Raw genomic sequence first — 21,322 nt, 5'->3', positions numbered from 1 at the left:
TACGGTGCCCTTCTCACGCCGTAGAGTTGCGCGCACCCCGTCAGCCAGGACCGACCCACACCGATACGAGGCCCCCACCGTGCGCCGACGCTCACTCCTCATCGCCGTCCCCGCCGGGATGGTCACGCTCGCCGCATGCGGTGACGACGACGACTCCGGTTCGAGCAGCGCGGGCGACAGCGCGTCGCCGGAGGCGTCGGCCACGTCGGCGGCGCCGCCACCGAAGATCGTCGACGGTCCGCTGCCGGCGATCACGGCGGGGACGAAGTTCGGTGAGAAGCCGACCGTCGCCAAGGGCAGCGGCGAGCCCTCCAAGGACCTGGCGGTGAAGACGGTCGTCGCGGGCGGCGGCAAGGCCGTCGCGGAGAACGACTTCATCTCGGCCGACTACCTCGGTCAGATCTGGCAGAGCGCGAAGGTCTTCGACAACTCCTACGACCGCAAGACGCCCATCCTCATCCAGCTCGCCCAGGGCAGCATCATCGACGGCTGGCGCTACGCGCTCACCGGCAAGAAGACCGGCAGCCGGGTCGAGTTCTCCGTCCCGCCCACCTGGGGGTACGGCGAGCAGGGCAACGAGCAGGCGGGTATCAAGGGCGACGACACGCTGGTGTTCGTGGTCGACATCCAGGACACCTTCAACGCCAGGAGCAGCGCCCAGGGCAAGAAGGTCCCCCAGGACGACGCGGCCCTGCCGAAGGTCGGCACCAACACCGACGGCAAGGCGCCCTCCATCGAGGTGCCGAAGACCGACGCGCCGAAGAAGCTCGTCGCGGAGTACGTCCTGGAGGGCGACGGCGCCGAGGTCGGCGCGCAGGACAGCGTGCTCGTGCAGTACAAGGGTGTGCTGTGGGACGGCGGCAAGGAGTTCGACTCCACGTACGCCAGGAAGCAGCTGACGTCGTTCTCGCTGCAGCAGGTCGTCAAGGGCTGGGCGCAGGGTCTGACGGGCAAGAAGGTCGGCAGCCGCGTCCTGATCGTCATCCCGCCGGACCTGGGTTACGGCGACAGCCCGCCGGAGGGCAGCGGCATCCAGAAGGACTCCACGCTCATCTTCTCCGTCGACATCCTCGCGAAGATGTGAGGTGCGGGGGATGACAGACTTGGGCCGTTGCCTTTCCGCAGACAAGCAGGAGCTGAACACGTGAGCATCGACAAGCCCGAGGTCGACTTCCCGGGCGGCGAGCCCCCGGCGGACCTCGAGATCAAGGACATCTGGGAGGGCGACGGCGCGGTTGCCGAGGCCGGTCAGACCGTGACCGTCCACTACGTGGGCGTGACCTTCAGCACGGGCGAGGAGTTCGACGCCAGCTGGAACCGCGGTGCGCCGTTCCGCTTCCCGCTCGGTGGCGGCCGTGTCATCGCGGGCTGGGACCGGGGCGTGCAGGGCATGAAGGTCGGCGGCCGCCGCCAGCTGACCATCCCCGCGCACCTCGCCTACGGCGACCAGAGCCCGACCCCGGCGATCCCGGCGGGCTCGACGCTGATCTTCGTGGTCGATCTGCTCGGAGTCTGACCACCGTCCGAACGGACAGTGATCAGAGCCGGTCATCCGGGGTCCATGCCTGTCCGGGCATGGGCCCTCGGCTTTTGCCGCGCCACCGCGGGGCGGTACGGTCATCCGTCGTAAGCACCATAGGGAGAAGGGCGTCGATGGCCATTGCCAAGGCCGAGCGGCTGATGAACCTGGCGCTGTGTCTGCTCGGGACACGGCGGCCGCTCAGCAAGCGTGAGCTGCGCGAGTCGGTCGAGGCCTATCTCGAGGCGGGCTCCGACGACGCCTTCAACCGCATGTTCGAGCGCGACAAGGACGATCTTCGCGAACTCGGACTGGTCATCGAGACCGTGGAGAGCCTGGACGGAGAGATCGGCTACCTGGCCCGCCGGGACAGCAACCGGCTGCCGCCCATCACCCTGGACGCCGAGGAGGCCGCCGCGCTCGGCCTGGCCGCGAAGGTGTGGCAGCAGGCCCGGCTCGCCGGTGCCGCGAGCGGCGCGCTGCAGAAACTGCGCGCGGCCGGACTGCCCGAGGACGTCGACCCGTACGAGGCGCACGGCGCGCTGGAGCCCCGCATCCCGGTGCACGAGGCCGCCTTCGAGCCGCTGATGCTGGCCTGCCGCGACCGCCGGCCGGTCGTCTTCGACTACCGCAAGGCGAACGCGGCTCAACCCGAGCCGCGGCACGTGGAGCCGTGGGCGCTGGAGTGCTGGCGCGGCCACTGGTACCTGGCCGGATTCGACCGCGACCGCGGTGCCGAGCGGGTATTCCGGCTGTCGCGGATCACGGGGAAGGTCCGTTCGCGCGGCGCGCGGTTCACCGCTCCCGTGCCGGACGTCGTCACCGTCCGGGAGACGGTCGCGAGCTGGGCGGGGGAGACCGCCGACCGCTCCGCGCTGATCCGGCTGCGGACGGGCGCCGGGTACCCCCTTCGGGCGAAGGCCACCGGGGTACGGGAACTCGGCGACGGCTGGGACGAGTTGGAAGTTCCGTACGGGCACGGGCTGGACGCCTGGCTGGTGGAGTTCGGGCCGGACGTGGTGGTGCTGGAGCCCGCGGAGTTGCGTGCGGACGTGGTGGACCGGCTGCGTGCCGTCGCCAAGGGCTGAGGGGGAGCGGACAACACAGTGGCAGGCAAACCGGTCAGGGCAGTGAACGCCATCGACCAGACCCGACGGATGCTCTCCCTGGTGACGTATCTGCGCGAACGCCCCGGGGCCCGGGTCGAGGACGTCGCGCGGGCCTTCGGCATCACGGAGGACGAACTGGTCTCGGACCTCGACGTGCTGCCGATGTGCGGCACCAGTTTCCGCGGCGGCGACCTGCTCGACATCGACACCGACGGCGAGCGCATCTGGTGGCACAACCCGGCGGCCCTCGGCGCGGACGCCGCCGAGCCGCTGCGGCTGGCCGCGGACGAGGCGACCGCGCTGCTGGTGGCCGCCCGTGCCGTCGCGACCCTGCCCGGCCTGCGCGAGAGCGACCGGCAGGCGCTGCTGCGGGCCACCGCCAAGGTGGAGACCTCGGCCGGTGAGGCCGCGGGTGCCAGCTCGCGCCTGTCGGTGACCTTCGAGTCCGAGGGCGGTGTCTTCGCCGACGTCGACCGGGCCATCTCCGAGCGCCGCCGGCTGTGGATCCGCTACTACTCGCCGGCCCGCGACGAACTCACCGAGCGGGAGATCGACCCGATCCGGCTGGTCAGCGTGGGACACACCTACGTGGAGGCCTGGTGCCGCCGCTCCGAGGCCCGGCGCACCTTCCGGCTCGACCGGGTCGCCGAGATCCGCATCCTCGACGAGCCCGCGGCGCCGCCCGAGGTGGAGCTGCGGGACCTGTCGGAGGGGCTGGTGCAGCCCGCCGCCGAGGACCCGGAGGTCGTCGTGGAGGTCGGCCCCGGCGGGCGCTGGGTCGCCGAGTACTACCCGCACGACAGCGCGGAGGAACTCCCCGAAGGCGGCCTGCGCATCACCCTGCGCACCCCCGACCCGGCGTCCCTGCGGCGGCTGGCGCTGCGGCTGGGCCGCGACGGCCGGATCGTGTCCCCACCCGCTCTGGCCGACAGCGCCCGGCAGGCCGCCCGCGAGGCGCTGGCCGCGTACGACGGGATCGAGGCGGCCGGGGAGCACGGCGGGACGGGTACGGCCGGGGACCACGGCGAGGCTCGGACGGCCGGGGCGCAGGACGGGGCCGCGGCGGCCAGGGCGCACGGCGGAAGTCAGGCGGCCGGGGAGCACGGCGGGACCGGGACGGCCGACGGGACCCGGGCAGCCGGGGCGCACGACGGAACCGCGGCGGCCCCCGAGTACGGGTCCGAGACGGTCGCGGGGCGGCGGGACGACAAGCAGGAGCGAGCACGGTGAGCGACCCCCTGGGGCCGGGCGGGCCCGGTATGACGGCGGCGTCCGCGTTCGCCGGCATGCGGCGCGTGTCCCCGGTCGTGTTCAAGGCGGGCTGCCCGGACTGCCGCGGCCGCTTCGAGCTCGCCGCGAGCGCGCTGCGCCTGGCCATCGGTGCCACGAGCCGCACCACCTTCTACTCGTTCACCTGCCCCGAGTGCGGGTCGGCCGTGCGCAAGCCCGCGGGGGAACGGGTCGTGGAGCTGCTGACCGGCGGCGGGGTCAGAACCCTGCGGCTGCACCCCACCGTCTAGGCTCGCCTCATGTTCTGGCCGATGTTCGCCGTTGCCATGGGTTTCCTGGGTCTTGCCGTCCTCGCGGTCTTCGCCGTGAAGGTGTTCGTGGAGGCGCAGCGCCTCGGCCGGCAGGTGACGGACTCCGCCCGGCGGATCAGCCGGGCCGCGGAGGACCTGGAGCGCGCGACCGAGAGCGCGGCCCGTGCCGTGGACGCGTTGTGAAGGACCGGAGCGCACCGCGGTGCGCGGCGCCGCCTCGGGGGCGGCCCCCCACACGTGCCCGAGTCGCGTTTTGCGCCGCTTCGCCCTGTCACCCGGCGGGCACCGGAAGGTACCCTGCTGGTCGCGGCCAGGAAAACGAGGCCCGGTCGCGGAGACGGGAGTACGCACGGGGATTGCCTCACGTTCACCCCTGAGCGTTACGATCGCTGCACAAGACGATCGATCGGACGCGTGTCCGGCCGGTCGGACAGCGTCCCCACCCAGCCGCCTCGGTGAGAAGGTAAAGACTTATGTTCGGAAGGCTCGGCGCCCCCGAGATCATTCTCATCCTCGTCGTCATCATCCTGCTGTTCGGCGCGAAGAAGCTTCCGGACATGGCGCGGTCGCTCGGCAAGTCGGCGCGCATCCTCAAGAGCGAGGCCAAGGCCATGAAGAGCGAGGCCAAGACCGACGAGGCCGCCCCCGCCGACCCGCCGAACCCCGAGCAGTCCGCGGCGCAGCGCACCATCCAGGCCGCCCCCGGCGACGTGACCAGCTCCCGGCCGGTCACCGAGCCGACGGACACGACCAAGCGCTGACGCAGGGCCGGTGACCTCCGGCCCGCCGCACGAGATGGGAACGTGGGTTGCTGAAGTCTGCCCGCAACAAGGAGAAGGATCCCGAGGGGCGGATGCCGCTCGCGGAGCACCTTCGTGAGCTTCGCAACCGGCTCGCGAAGGCGCTGCTGGCCATTGTCGTCGTCACCGTGGTCGCCGCCTTCTTCTACCGAGAGATCATCAACGTCCTCACCGGCCCGATCCTCGAGTCGATCGGCTGCGAGAAGTCGTTCGCGGAGCTGGCCCAGGCGGAGGACGGCTCGAAGCCGTGCGCGCAGATCACCATCAACGGTCTGCTCGGCCCCTTCACGCTGGCTCTGAAGGTGTCCCTGACGGCCGGCATCGTGCTGGCCTCGCCGGTCTGGCTCTACCAGCTGTGGGCGTTCGTCGCCCCGGGCCTGCACCGCAAGGAGAAGAAGTACGCCTACGCGTTCGTCGCCACCGGTGCCCCGCTGTTCCTCGTCGGCGCCTACTTCGCCTACGCGGTGCTGCCCACCTCCGCGAAGGTGCTGATCGAGTTCACCCCGAGCGAGGTCGACAACCTGCTGCCGCTGGACGATCTGCTCGACCTCGTCACACGCATGGTGGTCGTCTTCGGTCTCTCCTTCGAGCTGCCCCTGCTGCTGGTGATGCTCAACTTCACCGGCGTGCTGTCCGGCAAGCGGATGCTCGGCTGGTGGCGGGCGATGATCATGGGGATCACGCTGTTCGCCGCCATCGCCACGCCCAGCACGGACCCGCTGACCATGATCATGCTGGCCGGGCCGATCTGGGTGCTGTACTTCGCCGCGGTCACCGTCTCCCTGCTGAACGACCGCCGCAAGAGCCGCCGCGAGGCACTGGAGCCGGACGACGACGAGGCGTCCGACCTGGACCTGACGCCCGAGGACATCGGCGAGGTCGAGGCCGTGACCACCGCCCGCGCCCTGCCCGAGCAGGCCACCAGGGACCGGGTCAACGGCTTCGACGACGTGACCTGAGGACCGCCGGGGCGGTGACCGCAGGCGTCGCCGCCCCCACGGAACCCCCACACGGCCGATCCCGATAATGATCGTCCTGTTGTCAGTGCGGCCCGGTACGCTCGAAAGCACGATGACAGAGGATCTCTCACCGGCCGAGCGGTACGCGGCAGCCCGTCAGCGCGCCGTCGAGCAGGCCACCGCGCTCGCCTCCTTCCGCGAGATGTACGACTTCGGCCTCGACCCCTTCCAGATCGAGGCCTGTCAGGCGCTCGAGGCGGGCAAGGGCGTGCTGGTGGCCGCGCCCACCGGCTCCGGCAAGACGATCGTCGGCGAGTTCGCCGTCCACCTCGCCCTCCAGCAGGGCAAGAAGTGCTTCTACACGACACCCATCAAGGCGTTGTCGAACCAGAAGTACGCCGACCTGTGCCGCCGCTACGGCGCGGACAGAGTGGGCCTGCTCACCGGCGACAACAGCGTGAACTCCGAGGCCCCGGTGGTCGTCATGACCACCGAGGTCCTGCGGAACATGCTGTACGCGGGCTCCCAGACCCTCCTGGGCCTCGGCTACGTGGTCATGGACGAGGTGCACTACCTCTCCGACCGCTTCCGCGGCGCCGTGTGGGAGGAGGTGATCATCCACCTCCCCGAGTCCGTGACCCTCGTCTCACTGTCGGCGACCGTGTCCAACGCGGAGGAGTTCGGCGACTGGCTCGACACCGTGCGCGGCGACACCCAGGTGATCGTCTCCGAACACCGGCCCGTGCCGCTGTTCCAGCACGTGCTGGCCGGGCGCCGGATGTACGACCTGTTCGAGGAGGCCGAGGGCCACAAGAGGGCCGTCAACCCCGACCTCACCCGCATGGCGCGTCTGGAGGCGAGCCGCCCGTCCTACCAGGACCGCAGGCGCGGCCGCGCCATGAAGGAGGCCGACCGGGAGCGGGAGCGCAGACAGCGCTCGCGGGTGTGGACGCCGAGCCGCCCCGAGGTCATCGAGCGGCTCGACTCCGAGGGCCTGCTGCCCGCGATCACCTTCATCTTCAGCCGGGCCGGCTGCGAGGCCGCCGTCCAGCAGTGCCTGTTCGCCGGTCTCCGGCTCAACGACGAGGACGCGCGGGAGCGGGTCCGGGCCCTGGTCGAGGAGCGCACCGCCTCCATCCCGACCGAGGACCTGCACGTCCTGGGCTACTACGAGTGGCTGGAGGGCCTGGAGCGCGGCATCGCCGCCCACCACGCGGGCATGCTGCCCACGTTCAAGGAGGTCGTCGAGGAGCTGTTCGTCCGCGGACTGGTGAAGGCGGTCTTCGCGACCGAGACCCTCGCCCTCGGCATCAACATGCCCGCCCGCTCGGTCGTGCTGGAGAAGCTCGTCAAGTGGAACGGTGAGCAGCACGCCGACATCACCCCCGGCGAGTTCACCCAGCTCACCGGCCGGGCCGGACGGCGCGGCATCGACGTCGAGGGCCACGCCGTGGTGCTGTGGCAGCGCGGCATGAACCCCGAGCACCTCGCGGGGCTGGCCGGCACCCGCACGTATCCGCTGCGTTCCAGCTTCCGGCCGTCGTACAACATGGCGGTCAACCTGGTCGACCAGTTCGGCCGGCACCGTTCGCGGGAGCTGCTGGAGACGTCCTTCGCGCAGTTCCAGGCGGACAAGTCCGTCGTCGGTATCTCCCGGCAGGTGCAGCGCAACGAGGAGGGTCTGGAGGGCTACAAGGCCTCCATGACCTGCCACCTCGGCGACTTCGACGAATACGCCCGGCTGCGCCGCGAGCTGAAGGACCGGGAGAACGAACTGGCCCGGCAGGGCGCCAACCAGCGCCGCGCGGAGGCCGCCGTGGCGCTGGAGAAGCTGAAGCCCGGCGACGTCATCCACGTGCCCACGGGCAAGTACGCCGGCCTCGCCCTCGTCCTCGACCCGGGGCTGCCCGCCGGGCGGTCCAACGGCCACCGCGGCTTCGAGCACCACGACGGGCCGCGCCCGCTGGTGCTGACCGCCGAGCGGCAGGTCAAGCGGCTGGCGTCGATGGACTTCCCGGTGCCCGTCGAGGCGCTGGACCGGATGCGGATCCCGAAGTCCTTCAACCCGCGCTCCCCGCAGTCCCGCCGCGACCTCGCCTCCGCGCTGCGGACCAAGGCCGGGCACATCCCGCCCGAGCGGGCCCGCAAGAAGCGCTCCCAGGCGGCGGACGACCGGGAGATCTCCCGGCTGCGCAAGGCGATCCGCGCCCACCCCTGCCACGGCTGCGACGACCGCGAGGACCACGCCCGCTGGGCCGAGCGCTATCACCGGCTGTCGCGCGACACCTCGCAGCTGGAACGCCGGATCGAGGGCCGGACGAACACCATCGCCCGCACCTTCGACCGCATCGTCGCGCTCCTGACGGAGCTGGACTACCTGCGCGGCGACGAGGTCACCGAGCACGGCAAGCGCCTCGCCCGGCTCTACGGCGAGCTGGACCTGCTGGCCAGCGAGTGCCTGCGCGAGGGCGTGTGGGAGGGGCTCTCCCCGGCCGAGCTGGCCGCCTGTGTCTCGGCGCTGGTCTTCGAGTCCCGGGTCGCCGACGACGCGACGGCGCCGAAGGTGCCCTCCGGCAGGGCGAAGGCGGCGCTCGGCGAGACGGTCCGCATCTGGGGCCGGCTCGACGCCCTGGAGGAGGACTTCCGGATCAGCCAGACCGAGGGCGTCGGCCAGCGCGAGCCCGACCTCGGCTTCGCCTGGGCGGCGTACATGTGGGCCTCCGGCAAGGGCCTCGACGAGGTGCTGCGCGAGGTGGAGATGCCGGCCGGCGACTTCGTGCGCTGGTGCAAGCAGGTCATCGACGTCCTCGGCCAGATCTCTGCCGCCGCCCCGGGCGCGGGCTCCACCGTCCCGAAGAACGCGCGCAAGGCGGTCGACGAACTGCTGCGCGGGGTGGTCGCCTACTCGTCCGTGGGCTGACCCCCGGCACACCGGCACACCTTCGAAGGCCCGGCGGGAACCACCGCCGGGCCTTCGCGTGTTCCCGACGTCCGACACGCCCCTCCCTCATCACGGTGAGTGAGTTTCGGGCACCCATCGGCCCTTACTCCATGTGTTCGAATGATTCCCCGGCGTGTAAATGGGGTCGACACTACTCCGGCCCCCGGGCCCGTTTCAGGCGGTTGCCGAATATGACCCGGCGATGATCCGCTCGGACTAAGCTCGCCCGCAGCGCACCGAGTTGAGGTGTAATCGCGCGCTTGTTCCCAATGCGCCGAAGATCCCGACAACTCCCGGACATACCCCGCCGCAAGCTCCCCCATCCCCAGCCGATCCATTTCAGAGGGCCTACATGGTGAGTGTTGATTCCCCTCCAGGTCGCCGCGAACTTCCCTACGCGCGAACCCTGTTGCTGCCGGCCATACTGATGGCCGCGGCCACCGGGGCCGCCGTCGCCCTGGTGACGGAACCGGCCCGGCTCGCCGTCGGCCTGTGCGGTGCCGTTGCCACCCTCCTGGTGATCACCGCGGGCGCCGAAGTCGTACGCCGCGGCCGCACGCTGCGCGCCCTGCGTGCCGAGCACGCCCGTCACAGCGCGTATCTGGACCGCCGGGCCGCGAGCCACCACGAGGAGATGGTCCGCCTCGGCGGCGAGGTCATCCCCACCGTCCTGGCCGCCATGCGCTCGGGCAGCACCCCCGAGGAGGTGGTGCGCCGCATCGGCGAGGTGGACCCCTCCTACACCGAACTCGGCGAGCCCCAGCGCCGGCTGATCCGCTTGGTCTGCGAGATCGTCGACCACCAGGACTCCATGCGCGAGTCCGCCGAGCGCTCCTTCGTCGACATCGCCCGCCGCGTCCAGGCGATCGTCCACCAGCAGAACAAGGAACTGCGCGAGATGGAGGAGGACCACGGGCGCAACCCCGAGGTCTTCGACGACCTCCTGCGCATCGACCACGGCACCTCGCTCATCGGCCGCCTCGCCGACTCCATCTCCGTGATCGGCGGCGGCAGGCCCGGACGCCAGTGGCCCGAGCCGGTCGCCCTCTACAGCGTGCTGCGCGGCGCCATGTCCCGGATCCTGGAGTACCGCCGGATCAACCTGGCCTCCATCGCCAAGGTCAACATCAAGGGCACGGCGGTCGAACCCGTCATCCACGCCGCGGCCGAACTCCTCGACAACGCCACCCGCTACTCGCCGCCCGGGGCCAAGGTGCACGTCACCGCGACCGAGGTGCAGAGCGGTGTCTGCATCGAGATCGAGGACGCGGGTGTCAGCCTCAGCGAGGAGTCCCGCGCCCGTATCGAGGGCCTTCTCGAGCAGGCCAAGCGCGGCACCGACGTGCAGGACCTCGCCCACCACCCGCGCCTGGGACTGTCCGTCGTCGGCCGGCTGTGCACCCAGTTCGGCATGGACGTCTCGCTGCGCGCCTCCGCGTACGGCGGCGTCCGCGCCATCCTCATCGTGCCCAGCAAGATGATGACCACCGAGCCCGGCGTCGGACTCGCCCACGGCATCGGCGCGACCTCGATCCCGACCCCGGGCCCGGACGCCCTGCCCGGACCGCAGCGCAAGCCCAAGAAGCGCCGTCCCACCAGCCCCCGCATCCCTGCCACGGTCTCCCTGGAGGACGAGGTTCCGGAGGTGACCGAGTGGACGGCGGGCGGTCTCCCGCAACGCCGCAGCCGGGTCAAGATGCCCCTCAGCCAGCGCCTCGCCGAACAGGCGGTCTGGGAGCGCGAGGACGCCGAGCGCGAGGCCCGTCAGGCCGCCGAGCGGGCCCGCAACGGCATCCCCGCCCCCTCGGCGCCCGAACCCGAGCCGGAGAAGGACCAGGGGCTCCCGCCGGGGCACTTCATCGGGGCCTTCTGGGAGGGACTCAAGCAGCACCCGGGCACCACCCAGCACCAGCAGTCCAGCAGCAACGAGCCGGCCCACGCCCCGGCAGACGACGAGGGGAACCTCAAGTGATCGAGCAGCAAGGCAAGTTCGACTGGATGCTCCGTGATCTCTACGACGGTGTCCCGGGCATCGAGATGATCGTGGTGCTCTCCGCCGACGGCCTGCGCATCGCCCGCTACTCCGGCGACCCGGACGCCGCCGACCGCGTCGCCGCCGCCTGCGCCGGCCTGCAGAGCCTGGCGAGCGCCGTCAGCCAGGAGATCCCCACCAGCGACGGCGACATGAAGATGGTGCTCATCGAGATGAACGGCGGCTACTTCTACCTGATGGCGGCCGGCCCCAACGCCTACCTCGCGGTGCTCTCCGACGTGCGCTGCGAGCCCGGCCGGATGGGCCTGAGCATGGCCGACCTGGTCGCCCGCATCGGCCCCCACCTGACCAGTCCCGCCCGGCGCAACGGGCAGACCGTATGACTCCTCCCCGACGCCGGAGGCGATCGCCCGGACCGGACCGGCCCGCCACCCCACCGTCGTCCGGAGCGTCCGGCACGTCCGGAAAAGAGGGCGAGACCCGCAACCCCGAGCGGCTCTTCGTCATCGGCGGGGAGGGGAACGGGGAGCGCGCCGACATCGACCTCGTCACCCTGATCGTGGCCCGCGCCGACCCCCCGGTGTCCGCCACTCCGGAACAGGCCGCCCTGCTGCGGCTGTGCGCGGCACCCCTGTCCGTGGCGGAGCTGTCGGCCTACCTGAGCCTGCCGTTCAGTGTGGTGACCGTGCTGCTCACCGACCTGCTGGCGACGGAACTGGTGCAGGCCCGCGCCCCCATCGTCCGCCAGAAGGTCGCCGACCGAAACCTCCTCGAAGCGGTGATGCATGGACTTCAAAAGCTCTGACACGATCCCGGGCCCGCGGACCGAGGACCGGCTGCCGCACACGGCCGAGGCCGCCGTGAAGATCGTCATCGTGGGCGGCTTCGGGGTCGGCAAGACCACGATGGTCGGCTCGGTCAGCGAGATCAGACCGCTGACCACCGAGGAGACGATGACCCAGGCCGGTATCGGGGTCGACGACAACTACGGTTCCGCCTCCAAGACCGCCACCACCGTGGCCATGGACTTCGGCCGGATCACCATCACCGACGAACTGGTCCTGTACCTCTTCGGCACACCCGGCCAGGAGCGCTTCTGGTTCCTGTGGAACGGCCTGTTCGAGGGCGCCCTCGGCGCGGTCGTGCTCGTAGACACCCGCCGCCTGGAGGTCAGCTTCGACGTCATGGGGCGCCTGGAGGAACGCGGCGTGCCCTTCGTGGTCGCCGTCAACACCTTCCCCGACGCGCCCCGCTACCCCGTCGCCGAACTGCGGACCGCGCTCGACCTGCCCGAGGAGATCCCCATCCTCGACTGCGACGTGCGCCGCCGCGCGTCCAGCCGGGACGTCCTGATGACCCTGATGCGGTTCCTGCACGCCCTCGCCATGAAGGGCGCGCTCACCTGACCCGCGCGCCCCACCGACACCCCCTTGACGTGACCCACACTTCCCCTGCGGAGCGAGACTGTGACGCCTGAACGCCACTCCCCGACCGGAACGGGCGACCGCCTGCTCGAACCACCGCCCGGCTGCCCCGCGCACGGCGTCGGACCGGGCGGCCTGCACCGGCTGCACGAGGCGGAAGACCTGGAGGAGCTGTACGAGAAGCTGCGCGAGCAGCACGGGCCGGTCGCCCCCGCGCTGCTCCACGACGACGTACCCATGTGGGTGGTGCTCGGACACGCCGAGAACCTGCACATGGTGAGCACCCCCGCCCAGTTCTCCCGGGACAGCCGGATCTGGTCGCCGCTCAACGAGGGCATGGTCAAGCCCGACCACCCGCTGATGCCGCACATCGCCTGGCAGCCCATCTGCTCCCACGCCGAGGGAGAGGAGCACAAGCGGCTGCGCGGCGCGGTCACCAGCGCCATGTCCGGCCTCGACTTCCGGGAGCTGCGCCGGCACATCAAGCGCTACACCCAGCGCATCGTCAACCGGTTCTGCGAGGAGGGCCGCGCCGACCTCGTCGGCCAGTTCGCCGAGCACCTGCCGATGGGCGTGATGTGCCACCTGCTCGGCATGCCCGACGAGTACAGCGACCGCATGGTGGAGGCGGCCCGCGACACCCTCAAGGGCACCGACACCGCGATCGCCAGCCACGCCCACGTCATGGAGGCGCTGGGCCGGCTCACCGAGGCCCGCAGGGCCGACCCGGCCGACGACATCGCCGGCCGTCTGGTCACCCACCCGGCCGGGCTCACCGACGACGAGGTCCGGGAGCACCTGCGGGTGGTCCTGCTGGCCGCCTACGAGGCGACCGTCAACCTCATCGGCAACGTGCTGCGGGTGGTGCTCACCGACCCGGGCTTCCGCGCCCAGCTCAGCGGGGGCCAGATGACGGTGCCCGAGGCGGTCGAGCAGTCCCTGTGGGACGAGCCGCCGTTCAGCACCGTCCTGGCCTACTTCGCCAAGCAGGAGACGGAACTGGGCGGGCAGCGCATCCGCGCCGGCGACGGTCTGCTCCTCGGCATCGCGCCGGGCAACGTGGACCCGCGCATCCGCCCCGACCTGGACGCGAGCATGCAGGGCAACCGGGCGCACCTCGCCTTCGGCGGCGGCCCGCACGAGTGCCCCGGCCAGGACATCGGCCGCGCCATCGCCGACGCCGGCATCGACGCGCTGCTGATGCGGCTGCCCGACGTCCAGCTCGACTGGGACGAGGACGAACTGCGGTGGCGGTCGTCGATCGCCTCCCGGCACCTGGTGGAACTGCCGGTGCGGTTCGAGCCGAAGGCGCAGCAGGACATCATGCAGCAGCCGAGCCACGCCCCCCTCCCGGCCCAGCGCACCCCCTGGCACGTCGGCACCCCGGGGTTGGAACCACGCACGGAACCGCCCCTGCCGTCCCACCCGCCTCGGTCCGAGGCCGCCCCGGTGACGGTCGCGGCGCCCCCGCGGGCGCCCGAACCGGAGAGCCCCCGGCCGCGCGGTGCCTGGCAGCGCTTCCTGCTCTGGTGGCGCGGCTACTGACCGTCGGCCCACTCCTCGTACGCCGTCCACGCCCCGAGGGACCGCCCGCTGCGGAAGCGGTGCTCGCGCCCCGTCACCGGGTCGGTGAACGCCAGCTCCCGTGCGAGCAGTTGCAGCGGACGCCGGAAGTCGCCGGCCGGCACGGGGGCGGCCACCTCGGGGTAGAGGGGGTCGCCCAGGATCGGCACGCCGAGGGAGCTCAGGTGCACGCGCAGCTGGTGGGTCTGGCCGGTGCCGGGAAACAGCCGGTACCGGCCGAGCCCGCGGTCGAGCCGGCGGGCGAGCAGCTCGACGCGGGTCACGGCGTTCGGCTCGCCGTCGACCTCGCGGGCGGCGAGCACCCCGCGCTCCTTGAGGATCCGGCTGCGGACGGTCCGGGGGAGGACGAGCGCGGGATCGTACGGAGCGACGGCCTCGTACTCCTTGCGCACCCGCCGTTCGGCGAACAGGCCCTGGTAGGCGCCGCGTTCCTCGGGACGCACGGTGAACAGGACCAGTCCGGCGGTGAGCCGGTCCAGGCGGTGCGCGGCACCGAGCGCGGGGATGCCCAGCTCCCGGCGCAGCCGTGCCAGCGCGGTCTGGGTGACATGGCCGCCGCGCGGGGTGGTGGCCAGGAAGTGCGGCTTGTCCGCGACGACGAGGTGCTCGTCGCGGTACACGATCTCCAACGGGAACGGCACCGGCACCTCGGCGGGCAGCTCGCGGTGGAACCACACGTACATGCCCGGCTCGTACGGCGTGTCGCCCGCAACGGCACGGCCGTCCGCACCCACGAACAGCCCCGCGTCGAACATGCCGTCGACCACGCCGGCTCCCGCACCCGACAGCCGCTGCGCCAGGTGCTCCCGCACCGTGGACCACGGTCCGCCCGCGGGCAGCCGCAGCCGCACCGCGTCGATGCCGTCGCGCTGCGGCAGGGGCGAGGGCGGGGGAGGGGTACGGCGTCTCATCGTCGCCAGCCTACGAGGCGGGGGGCCGGTGAGGCGGGCCGCGGCGGCGGGGACCGCTCCGGAAAACCGCTGGGCTCCAGGAGGGTCCCGTTGGCAGGATGCCGCCCATGCCCTTCCTGACAGAGCCGGTCCTCGCCGCAGGCGCCCTCTCCCGCACTCCACAACCCACCCTCCGCACCGGTGACGGACTCGTGCTGCGCCCCTGGCGGGCCGAGGACGCCCCCGCCGTGCACGAGGCATTCCAGGACCCGGTGATGCGCCAGTGGCACGCCCGCGCCGCCGACTCGCAGGAGGAGGTGCGGGGCTGGATCGCCGAGTGGCAGGAGGCATGGGAGGGGGAGCGCAAGCCGCAGTGGGCCGTCGCCGACGCGGCGGACGACCGGCTGCTCGGCCGGATCGCCCTGCGGGACGTGGTGCTCGACGACGGGGTGGCCGAGATCGCCTACTGGACCACCGCGAAGGCCCGCGGCCAGGGCGTCGCCGCGCGCGCCACCCGGACGCTCTCCCGCTGGGCCCTGGACGAGATCGGCTTCCAGCGCCTGGAACTCCTGCACGCCGTCGCCAACGGGGCCTCGTGCCGGGTGGCGACGAAGGCGGGCTTCACGGTGGAGGGCACCAAGCGCAGCGCCGTGCTCCACCCGGACGGCTGGCACGACATGCACCTGCACGCGCGCGTACGCGGCGACCGGGGCGACGGCTGAGGCGCCGGGCGCCGCGGGGCCGTAGCGGCGCTCGTTACGCGGCGCTCGTGCCGCCCTCCTGCTCGGCCTCGATCCGGGCGTTCCACTCCCGCTTCGACGCCTGCCAGCCGTCCTCGTTGTGGCCGAGCCGCCAGTAGCCGGAGATGGACAGGTCCTCGCGGGGGATCTCCCGCTCCACCCGCAGGTACCGGCGCAGCTCCTTCACGGACGCCGCCTCGCCGTGGACGAAGGCGTGCACCCGGCCCTCGGGGAAGCGCAGCCCGCGCACGGCCTCGACCAGGGCCCTGCCCACCGGACGGTCGCCGCGGTGCAGCCAGACGACCTCGACGTCGGAGTCGATCTTCTGCTCCTCGTGGGGACCGTCGATCTCCACGAAGGCGAAGGCGCGGGCGCCGTCGGGCAGCGCTTCCAGGGACCGGGCGATGGCGGGCAGCGCACTCTCGTCACCGGCGAGCAGGTGCCAGTCGGCGGCGCTGTCGGGGGCGTAGGCGCCGCCGGGGCCCATGAAGTGGACGGTCTCGCCCGGCCGGACGCGCTTCGCCCAGGGCCCGGCCAGCCCCTCGTCGCCGTGGATGACGAAGTCCAGCGTCATCTCGCGGTGCTCGGCGTCCCAGTGCCGGACGGTGTACGTCCGGGTCACCGGCCACTGCTCGCGGGGGAACTCCTCGCGGATCCGCTCCATGTCGAAGGGCTCCGGATAGGTCGCGCCCTCGGCGGGGAACAGCAGTTTCACGTAGTGGTCGGTGCAGGTGTCCGCGGAGAACGCGGCCAGGCCCTCGCCGCCGAGCACCACGCGCTGCATGTGCGGGGTCAGCCGCTCGGTGCGGACGACCTGTGCGGTGTGCGGCTTGCGCGGCTTGCGTGCCGGACGGTCTGCCATGACGGCCTCCCTGCTCCCTGCGTGCGGATCTCTCACTTAGGTTTACCTAAGCTAGCATCCCCGGCCCGTCCGTGGCTCATGGAGAGCGGTGGCACACGGCGCCGTTCAGCCGGTGAGGGTGGTCAGCAGCCGCCGCAGCGACCCGCCCAGGCCCCAGCGGTCCGCGAGCGCGTCCAGCGCGGCGGCGTCGTGCGGTGCGTGCGGCAGCGCGGTGCCGACGTCCGGCAGCGGTACGTCGTCGGCGACCCGGACGACCTTCGGGGCGAGGGCGAGGTAGGGCGCCGCCTCGGTGAGGCGCTTGCGCTGCGTGGGGGTGAGCCTCGCCTTCGGGTCGTCGACGGCGCTCCGGATCCCCGCCAGGTCCCCGAACTCGGCGAGCAGTTTGGCCGCCGTCTTCTCGCCGATGCCGGGCACGCCGGGCAGGCCGTCGCTCGGGTCGCCCCGCAGCAGTGCCAGATCGGCGTACCCGCGGCCGTCGACGCCGTACTTCTCGCGCAGCGCGGCCTCGTCGACGAGGTTGAGCGTGCCCACGCCCTTGACCGGGTAGAGCACGCGCACGCCCCGGGCGTCGTCGACGAGCTGGTACAGGTCCCGGTCGCCGGTGACGATGTCGACCGGTCCGCCCGCCCGTGCGGTGTAGGTGCCGATGACGTCGTCCGCCTCGTACCCGGCCACGCCGACGCGGGCGATGCCGAGCGCGTCGAGTACGGCCCCGATGACGGGCACCTGCGGCGACAGCGTGTCGGGCACCTCCTCCTCGTCGGGGCCCGAGGGGCGCTCCTCGGCCACGCGGTGCGCCTTGTAGGAGGGGATCAGCTCCACCCGCCACCGCGGGCGCCAGTCGGCGTCCATGCAGGCCACCAGGTGGTCGGGCCGGTGGTCCTTCACCAGGCGGTCGATGAAGTCGAGGAGCCCGCGCACGGCGTTCACCGGCGTGCCGTCGGGCGCCCTCACCGAGTCCGGCACACCGAAGTAGGCGCGGAAGTAGAGGGAGGCGGTGTCGAGAAGCATCAGTCGTCCGGTCACGCCTCGCATCATGCCGCAGGACATGTGGCCGAGCGGTGCAGGGTGTGTGAACTGGGTCACTCGTGTGTTTGGGTCATAAGGATCGGGGCAGGCGCGCAGCCGGGCCGAAGCTGGTTGATGCGTTCAACTGTTAGCGAGTCGTATCAATCAGTCCGCGCGCCCGTGTCCCTGCCCCCGACTCAAGAGGTAAGCGTGTCAGCCAGACTAGAGGCCGAAAGCCTGTACAAGGTCTTCGGCAGGAAACCGGACCAGGCAGTCGAACGACTGCGCCAGGGGGATGTCCGCAAGGACCAGGGGGACGCCCGGGAGGACCAGGGCGACGTCCGCGAGGAACTGCGCGCCGACGGCACCACCGCCGCCGTCATCGACGCGTCCTTCACCGTGGAACCCGGCGAGATCTTCGTGGTGATGGGCCTGTCCGGATCCGGCAAGTCCACGCTGCTGCGCATGCTCAACGGCCTGTCGGAGCCGACCGCCGGGCACGTCCGCTTCGGGGGCCAGGACCTCACCGAACTCAGCGACCGCGAGCTGCGCGAGGTCCGCTCCAGGAAGATCAGCATGGTCTTCCAGCACTTCGCGCTCTTCCCGCACCGCAGCGTCCGTGACAACGCTGCCTACGGTCTCGAAGTGCAGGGCGTGCCCCGCGCCGAGCGCGAACGCCGCGCCGACGAGGCGCTCGCCCTGTGCGGCCTGGCCGGCTGGGAGAAGTCCTGGCCGGACGAGCTGTCCGGCGGCATGCAGCAGCGCGTGGGCCTGGCCCGCGCGCTCGCCACCGACGCCGACCTGCTCCTGATGGACGAGTCGTTCAGCGCCCTCGACCCGCTGATCCGCCGCGACATGCAGGACCAGCTGCTCGACCTGCAGAAGACCCTGAAGAAGACCATCGTCTTCATCACCCACGACCTGAACGAGGCCATGCGCCTGGGCGACCGCATCGCCGTCATGCGGGACGGCCGGATCGTGCAGATAGGCACCGCGCAGGACATCCTGATACGTCCCGCCAACGACTACGTCGCCTCCTTCACCAAGGACGTCGACCGTTCCCGCGTCCTGACCGCCGGTGCCGTCATGGAGACCGACGTGCGCGGCGACGAGGCCGACTGCGACTGCGAGACCGCCACGCCCGACACCCCGTTCTCGGAACTGTGCGCGATCAGCGCCCGCGTGCCCCACGCGGTCGCCGTGGTCGACGGCGACCGCCGACTGGTCGGCGTCGTACCGGCCCAGCGGCTCATCGGCTTCCTCGGGGACGACGAGGACGTCGTCCCCGGCGTCTGCGAGAGCCCGCGGGACAAGGGCGGCAAGAAGGTGATCAGCCGTGCCTAGGGTTCCCCTCGGTGACTGGGTCAACAGCACCGTCGACTGGCTGCTCGACAACGTGTCCTGGCTCTTCACCTTCCTCAAGGACATCTTCACCGGCGCCTACGACGGCATCAACGCCGTCCTCCAGGCCCCCGAGCCGCTGCTGCTCGCCGGTATCTTCGCCGTGCTGGCCTTCTGGCTGCGCGGCACCTTCGCCGGTGTCCTCTCCTTCGTCGGCTTCGCCTTCATCGACTCCCTCGGTCTGTGGGAGAACGCGATGGTCACCCTGGCGCTCCTGCTGGTCGCCACGATCATCGCCCTGGTCGTGGCGGTGCCGGTCGGCATCTGGGCGGCCCGCTCGGACCGCGTGAGCGCGTTCGTGAGGCCGATCCTGGACTTCATGCAGACGCTGCCCGCGATGATCTACCTGATCCCGGCGATCCTGTTCTTCGGGACCGGTTCCGCCCCGGGCATCGTGGCCACGCTGATCTTCGCGCTCGCCCCCGGCGTCCGCATGACCGAGCTGGGCATCCGCCAGGTCGACAAGGAACTGGTCGAGGCCGCGGAGGCCTTCGGCACCACCCCCCGCAACACCCTGCTGCGCGTCCAGCTCCCGCTGGCGCTGCCCACGGTGATGGCGGGCGTCAACCAGGTCATCATGCTCGGCCTGTCCATGGCCGCGATCGCCGGCATGGTCGGCACCGGCGGCCTCGGCGGCGACGTCATGGAGTCCATCGGCCAGCTCAACGTCGGCCTCGGCGCCGAGGCCGGTCTCGCCATCGTGATCCTGGCGATCTACCTGGACCGCATGACCAGCGCGCTGGGCACCCACGTCTCCCCGCTGGGCCGTCGCGCCGCCGCCAAGGCACGCGCGGCCAAGGGCCTGAAGATCTGGTCCTACCGCCCCCAGCCGCAGGTCGCCGTGATCGGCATCGTGATCCTCGGCCTGGTGGCCGGCGGCATGGGCATGTTCGGCGGCAGCTCCGACGACGCCGACACGGCCGGCGGCGGCAAGAACGTCGGCAACGGCAAGAAGGTCTCCATCGGCTACATCCCCTGGGACGAGGGCGTCGCCTCCACGTTCCTGTGGAAGGAGATCCTCGAACAGCGCGGCTTCGAGGTCGAGGCCAAGCAGTTCGAGGCCGGCCCGCTCTACACCGCGCTCGCCCAGGGCAACATCGACTTCCAGACCGACTCCTGGCTGCCCACGACCCACGAGCAGTACTGGAAGAAGTATGGCAAGCAGCTCGAGGACCTCGGCTCCTGGTACGACGAGACCTCGCTGGAGCTGACGGTCCCGGCGTACATGAAGGACATCAACTCCCTCGAGGACCTCAAGGGCAAGGCCGACCTCTTCGGCGGGAAGATCACCGGCATCGAGCCCAGCGCCGGTGAGATGAACCTGCTCAAGACCAAGGTGCTCAAGGAGTACGGCCTCGACAAGGAGTACAAGGTCGTCGACAGCTCCACGCCGGCGATGCTGGCCGAGCTGAAGCGGGCCTACAGCAAGCAGGAGCCGATCGTCACGACCCTGTGGTCCCCGCACTGGGCGTACAACGACTACGAGCTGAAGAAGCTGAAGGACCCCAAGGGCGCCTGGGGCAAGGGCGACGGCGTGCACACGCTGTCCCGCAAGGGCTTCTCGGACGACAACCCCGTCGTGACCAAGTGGCTGAGGGACTTCTCCATGACGGAGAAGCAGCTCACCAGCCTCGAGGCCGAGATCAACAAGGCCGGCAAGGGCCAGCAGCAGGACGCCGTCCGCACCTGGCTCAAGGCCAACCCGGACGTCGTCGACAAGCTCGCCCCGGTCGAGGGCGGCGCCGGCGCCACCCCCGCCGAGGCCAAGCGGGCCCTCGACGTGGCCTGGTTCCCGTGGGAGGAGGACGTCGCCGTCACCTACCTGTGGAAGAACGTCCTCGAGCGCCGCGGCTACAAGATGAACCTGAAGCAGATGGACGTCGGCCCGGTCTACACCGGCCTGGCCTCCGGCGGCATCGACCTCAACTTCGACGCATGGCTGCCGCACGCCCAGAGCAACTACTGGAACAAGCACAAGGACAACCTCAACGACCTGGGCACCTGGTACCAGCCGACCTCCCTGGAGATCGCCGTCCCCTCGTACGTGAAGGACGTCAAGTCCCTCGCCGACCTCAAGGGCAAGGCCGACCTCTTCGACGGGAAGATCATCGGCATCGAGCCCGGCACCGGTCAGATGCAGCTGGTCAAGAACGACGTCATGCCGGCCTACGGCCTGGACGACGAGTACGAGGTCGTCGACGGCTCCACGCCCGCCATGCTGGCCGAGCTCAAGCGCGCCCTCGCAAAGAAGGAGCCGGTCGCGGTCACCCTGTGGTCGCCGCACTGGGCCTACAGCGACTACGAGCTGACCAAGCTGAAGGACCCGAAGAAGGCCTTCGGCGAGGGCAACACCATCCGGACCATCTCCAGCAAGAAGTTCCCCGAGCAGTACCCGCAGCTCACCGAGTGGATCAAGAACTTCAAGATGAGCGAGGACGAGCTGGGCAGCCTGGAGGCCGAGATCAAGGACCGCGGCCAGGGCCAGGAGGAGAAAGCCGTCGCGGCCTGGCTGGAGGAGCACCCGGACATGGTCGGCCGGATGACCCCGTAG

At 71.2% G+C, this 21,322-nt stretch carries 20 protein-coding genes; 17 read left to right on the top strand and 3 right to left on the bottom strand.

What is annotated here, in order from left to right; all coding sequences use genetic code 11:
- The first annotated feature begins 79 nt into the window (after positions 1-79).
- From BJ961_RS24910 to BJ961_RS24845, 14 genes are all read left to right on the top strand, one after another.
- Positions 80-1,084: an FKBP-type peptidyl-prolyl cis-trans isomerase gene (locus tag BJ961_RS24910; RefSeq protein ID WP_271415020.1), complete on the top strand. Its 1,005-nt coding sequence runs from the start codon at positions 80-82 to the stop codon at positions 1,082-1,084.
- Positions 1,085-1,144: 60 nt separating this feature from the next.
- Positions 1,145-1,516: an FKBP-type peptidyl-prolyl cis-trans isomerase gene (locus tag BJ961_RS24905; protein ID WP_271415019.1), complete on the top strand. Its 372-nt coding sequence runs from the start codon at positions 1,145-1,147 to the stop codon at positions 1,514-1,516.
- Between the two features lie 137 nt (positions 1,517-1,653).
- Entirely contained in the window at positions 1,654-2,607 is a 954-nt protein-coding gene (locus BJ961_RS24900; protein ID WP_271415018.1) for a helix-turn-helix transcriptional regulator, read from the top strand.
- 18 nt (positions 2,608-2,625) lie between these two features.
- Entirely contained in the window at positions 2,626-3,858 is a 1,233-nt protein-coding gene (locus tag BJ961_RS24895) for a helix-turn-helix transcriptional regulator (RefSeq protein ID WP_271415017.1), read from the top strand.
- Positions 3,859-3,887: 29 nt separating this feature from the next.
- Positions 3,888-4,148, top strand: coding sequence for a hypothetical protein (locus tag BJ961_RS24890; protein ID WP_271417161.1), 261 nt, complete (start codon positions 3,888-3,890; stop codon positions 4,146-4,148).
- Positions 4,149-4,157: 9 nt separating this feature from the next.
- Complete coding sequence (locus BJ961_RS24885) at positions 4,158-4,352, top strand: hypothetical protein (RefSeq protein ID WP_271415016.1); 195 nt, start codon at positions 4,158-4,160, stop codon at positions 4,350-4,352.
- A 290-nt stretch (positions 4,353-4,642) separates the two neighbouring features.
- Positions 4,643-4,930 carry a Sec-independent protein translocase subunit TatA gene (gene tatA / locus BJ961_RS24880; protein ID WP_271415015.1) on the top strand — a complete coding sequence of 96 codons (288 nt, stop codon included), beginning with the start codon at positions 4,643-4,645 and terminating at the stop codon, positions 4,928-4,930.
- A 47-nt stretch (positions 4,931-4,977) separates the two neighbouring features.
- Positions 4,978-5,928 (top strand): twin-arginine translocase subunit TatC, encoded by a 951-nt coding sequence (gene tatC / locus BJ961_RS24875; protein ID WP_271415014.1) that lies wholly within the window; start codon positions 4,978-4,980, stop codon positions 5,926-5,928.
- Between the two features lie 67 nt (positions 5,929-5,995).
- Complete coding sequence (locus BJ961_RS24870) at positions 5,996-8,848, top strand: DEAD/DEAH box helicase (protein WP_271415013.1); 2,853 nt, start codon at positions 5,996-5,998, stop codon at positions 8,846-8,848.
- 373 nt (positions 8,849-9,221) lie between these two features.
- Positions 9,222-10,841: a sensor histidine kinase gene (locus BJ961_RS24865; protein ID WP_271415012.1), complete on the top strand. Its 1,620-nt coding sequence runs from the start codon at positions 9,222-9,224 to the stop codon at positions 10,839-10,841.
- A gap of 26 nt (positions 10,842-10,867) precedes the next feature.
- Positions 10,868-11,245 carry a roadblock/LC7 domain-containing protein gene (locus BJ961_RS24860; RefSeq protein ID WP_167308645.1) on the top strand — a complete coding sequence of 126 codons (378 nt, stop codon included), beginning with the start codon at positions 10,868-10,870 and terminating at the stop codon, positions 11,243-11,245.
- Positions 11,242-11,667, top strand: coding sequence for a DUF742 domain-containing protein (locus tag BJ961_RS24855; RefSeq protein WP_271415011.1), 426 nt, complete (start codon positions 11,242-11,244; stop codon positions 11,665-11,667). Before BJ961_RS24860 ends, BJ961_RS24855 begins: the two co-directional genes overlap by 4 nt.
- Positions 11,648-12,268, top strand: coding sequence for a GTP-binding protein (locus BJ961_RS24850; RefSeq protein WP_059299649.1), 621 nt, complete (start codon positions 11,648-11,650; stop codon positions 12,266-12,268). The genes BJ961_RS24855 and BJ961_RS24850 overlap by 20 nt, the downstream gene beginning before the upstream one ends.
- Before the next feature lie 60 nt (positions 12,269-12,328).
- On the top strand, positions 12,329-13,831 hold the full coding sequence (locus BJ961_RS24845) for a cytochrome P450 (protein ID WP_271415010.1): 1,503 nt from the start codon (positions 12,329-12,331) through the stop codon (positions 13,829-13,831).
- Here BJ961_RS24845 and BJ961_RS24840 read toward each other — a convergent pair.
- Positions 13,825-14,781: an RluA family pseudouridine synthase gene (locus BJ961_RS24840; RefSeq protein WP_271415009.1), complete on the bottom strand. Its 957-nt coding sequence runs from the start codon at positions 14,779-14,781 to the stop codon at positions 13,825-13,827. The genes BJ961_RS24845 and BJ961_RS24840 overlap by 7 nt on opposite strands.
- Before the next feature lie 107 nt (positions 14,782-14,888).
- On the opposite strand from BJ961_RS24840, the gene BJ961_RS24835 reads away from it, so the two are divergent.
- Complete coding sequence (locus tag BJ961_RS24835) at positions 14,889-15,482, top strand: GNAT family N-acetyltransferase (protein WP_271415008.1); 594 nt, start codon at positions 14,889-14,891, stop codon at positions 15,480-15,482.
- Positions 15,483-15,516: 34 nt separating this feature from the next.
- On the opposite strand, the gene BJ961_RS24830 is transcribed toward BJ961_RS24835, so the two are convergent.
- Positions 15,517-16,362 (bottom strand): siderophore-interacting protein, encoded by an 846-nt coding sequence (locus tag BJ961_RS24830; RefSeq protein ID WP_271415007.1) that lies wholly within the window; start codon positions 16,360-16,362, stop codon positions 15,517-15,519.
- 105 nt (positions 16,363-16,467) lie between these two features.
- Positions 16,468-17,412 (bottom strand): 5'-3' exonuclease, encoded by a 945-nt coding sequence (locus tag BJ961_RS24825; protein WP_381161336.1) that lies wholly within the window; start codon positions 17,410-17,412, stop codon positions 16,468-16,470.
- 168 nt (positions 17,413-17,580) lie between these two features.
- Here BJ961_RS24825 and BJ961_RS24820 point away from each other — a divergent pair, with 168 nt between their 5' ends.
- Positions 17,581-18,714 (top strand): quaternary amine ABC transporter ATP-binding protein, encoded by a 1,134-nt coding sequence (locus BJ961_RS24820; RefSeq protein WP_271415006.1) that lies wholly within the window; start codon positions 17,581-17,583, stop codon positions 18,712-18,714.
- Positions 18,707-21,322: an ABC transporter permease/substrate binding protein gene (locus tag BJ961_RS24815; protein WP_271415005.1), complete on the top strand. Its 2,616-nt coding sequence runs from the start codon at positions 18,707-18,709 to the stop codon at positions 21,320-21,322. The genes BJ961_RS24820 and BJ961_RS24815 overlap by 8 nt, the downstream gene beginning before the upstream one ends.

The sequence above is a fragment of the Streptomyces lienomycini genome, assembly GCF_027947595.1.
Classification (GTDB): Bacteria; Actinomycetota; Actinomycetes; order Streptomycetales; family Streptomycetaceae; genus Streptomyces; species Streptomyces lienomycini.
This window is presented reverse-complemented; position numbering and strand designations above follow the sequence as displayed.

Coding starts and splice junctions, on each gene's coding strand:
- BJ961_RS24900 (WP_271415018.1), top strand. CDS start 1,654: ATGGCCATTGCCAAGGCCGAGCGGCTGATGAACCTGGCGCTGTGTCTG.
- BJ961_RS24890 (WP_271417161.1), top strand. CDS start 3,888: ATGACGGCGGCGTCCGCGTTCGCCGGCATGCGGCGCGTGTCCCCGGTC.
- BJ961_RS24885 (WP_271415016.1), top strand. CDS start 4,158: ATGTTCTGGCCGATGTTCGCCGTTGCCATGGGTTTCCTGGGTCTTGCC.
- tatA (WP_271415015.1), top strand. CDS start 4,643: ATGTTCGGAAGGCTCGGCGCCCCCGAGATCATTCTCATCCTCGTCGTC.
- BJ961_RS24870 (WP_271415013.1), top strand. CDS start 5,996: ATGATCGTCCTGTTGTCAGTGCGGCCCGGTACGCTCGAAAGCACGATG.
- BJ961_RS24865 (WP_271415012.1), top strand. CDS start 9,222: ATGGTGAGTGTTGATTCCCCTCCAGGTCGCCGCGAACTTCCCTACGCG.
- BJ961_RS24860 (WP_167308645.1), top strand. CDS start 10,868: ATGCTCCGTGATCTCTACGACGGTGTCCCGGGCATCGAGATGATCGTG.
- BJ961_RS24855 (WP_271415011.1), top strand. CDS start 11,242: ATGACTCCTCCCCGACGCCGGAGGCGATCGCCCGGACCGGACCGGCCC.
- BJ961_RS24850 (WP_059299649.1), top strand. CDS start 11,648: ATGGACTTCAAAAGCTCTGACACGATCCCGGGCCCGCGGACCGAGGAC.
- BJ961_RS24840 (WP_271415009.1), bottom strand. CDS start 14,781: ATGAGACGCCGTACCCCTCCCCCGCCCTCGCCCCTGCCGCAGCGCGAC.
- BJ961_RS24835 (WP_271415008.1), top strand. CDS start 14,889: ATGCCCTTCCTGACAGAGCCGGTCCTCGCCGCAGGCGCCCTCTCCCGC.
- BJ961_RS24830 (WP_271415007.1), bottom strand. CDS start 16,362: ATGGCAGACCGTCCGGCACGCAAGCCGCGCAAGCCGCACACCGCACAG.
- BJ961_RS24825 (WP_381161336.1), bottom strand. CDS start 17,412: ATGTCCTGCGGCATGATGCGAGGCGTGACCGGACGACTGATGCTTCTC.